The organism is Arsukibacterium perlucidum DSM 18276, assembly GCF_000382165.1.
Taxonomy (GTDB): domain Bacteria; phylum Pseudomonadota; class Gammaproteobacteria; order Enterobacterales; family Alteromonadaceae; genus Alishewanella; species Alishewanella perlucidum.
Genome location: NZ_KB907775.1, coordinates 1 through 1,545, shown reverse-complemented (window position 1 = coordinate 1,545; position 1,545 = coordinate 1). Strand labels below are relative to the sequence as shown.

The following is a 1,545-nucleotide window of genomic DNA, read 5'->3' as shown; positions in this document are numbered from 1 at the left end:
AAGGCAAATCATGCTCTGGGCGGCAGAGTCAGATTGGGCAGTAATCAAAATGGAAAAGAGCTGATACTGTGGTCAAATTCGTGGGGATCCCTCAGGCAAGGCACATTATATAAACAGTAGTATGCGTAACCAGCTGCATTTTCAACGCCTGCATATTTTGTTCAGCGCTAAAGGGTCAGACTGCGTTCCACCATCATCATCTCTTTTACAATGTTTGGCATATCAATTTTTGCCACAGGCTTGCCGTATGCTTCGATAACATCAGTAATAGACACCATACCTTTGGGCCCGACAAACGTAATTTTGCTTATACCGATAGCAGTAACTTTGCCCTGCCGTTCAAACCGGTGCTCCGTCCATACCCATTCATCATCCCAATAGATTACTTTTGATTTCAATAGGTAATTCTGAAACAACTTCAAGGGATATTTATACCGCACCGTAACAACTCTGGAAACGGGAATCCATCTGTTTTTAATCAGCTTTTTGAAAAGACCAGCTTGAAGCATAATGTTAATACGCCCCAGGTCCATAATCGGCAGGTAACGGTCACTACTCATTCTTTTAATATCAACGTCGTTAAATAAAACTCGGCATTTGAGGGAGCTTTGATCCATTACGTCGACAAATTTTTTGAAAAAACTCATTAATATCAAAAATAAAAAACGGAACCTTAAAACCATAGTACTGCCTTTTTATTTTAGGTATTTTGATTAATTAAAATTAAACATATCTAGGTAATTCAGGGGCTGGTCTTGCCTTTTGCCTGGATATCCCAGATTCCGTCAAAACAGTGAAGTGAATATTAGATATGCTGCTACATTTACTGGAAAACTCAACTTGGTCAAGGGTTTATTTACTGCAAACACTAAGGGCGCAATAACGCGCCCCTACTGATTCAATTCTGGCATTGAGCAAATATATTGCCTGCGACCTCATGAAAATTTAAATTTCAGTAATAAAAATACTGGAAGTTACGCTCCACGCTGCACTCTTCAGCTTATCGCTTGTGTTCTTACAATCTGAGCTTTTACTGACCTCATCAGAATAATTGAACATTACATACGTTTGGTTTCCGATGGCGTATGTTACAAATAACTCACACTTGCTACTTTCAGATTCAATCAAGTACTCAATACCAGCAATATTAATATTAGAAAACTCCCCGATAACCTTTTGACTATCTAAAACCTGGTGTTCAACCCTTGCATACATTTTCCTATAAAATTGTGCGGCAAAATCTTCAAGCAACGGATAGGGATTTCGAGTATCTTTATGGACAAATGCTGTAGAAAATATATTTCGGTCCTCCAGGAAAAATTGAACATTCGTTCCTGCACCGTCTACTTTTTTAACGTTTTTAGTTGCTGATATTTTTATACCTGAAGTCGGGATTTCGTATAAAACTTCCTTAGATAAAGCATTAAAAGAAATAACGAATAAAACTAATATTAGGGCCTGTTGATCTTTGCTGTTCATAATTCAGCCAACCCACATTGGCAGCCATATAAGGCAGCAAGCCAAGGCCAGTGTACTTGCATAATT

General features: G+C 38.4%; 2 protein-coding genes. Both read right to left on the bottom strand.

The genetic code is table 11. The features are described 5' to 3' along the window. Positions 1 to 167: 167 nt before the first annotated feature. Positions 168 to 683 (bottom strand): thioesterase family protein, encoded by a 516-nt coding sequence (locus H141_RS20715; protein ID WP_019677962.1) that lies wholly within the window; start codon positions 681 to 683, stop codon positions 168 to 170. A gap of 262 nt (positions 684 to 945) precedes the next feature. Further along, a complete protein-coding gene (locus tag H141_RS0119585) occupies positions 946 to 1,479 on the bottom strand; it encodes a hypothetical protein (RefSeq protein ID WP_019677961.1) in 534 nt (177 codons plus the stop codon). Between the last annotated feature and the right edge of the window lie 66 nt (positions 1,480 to 1,545).

Coding starts and splice junctions, on each gene's coding strand:
- H141_RS20715 (WP_019677962.1), bottom strand. CDS start 683: ATGGTTTTAAGGTTCCGTTTTTTATTTTTGATATTAATGAGTTTTTTC.
- H141_RS0119585 (WP_019677961.1), bottom strand. CDS start 1,479: ATGAACAGCAAAGATCAACAGGCCCTAATATTAGTTTTATTCGTTATT.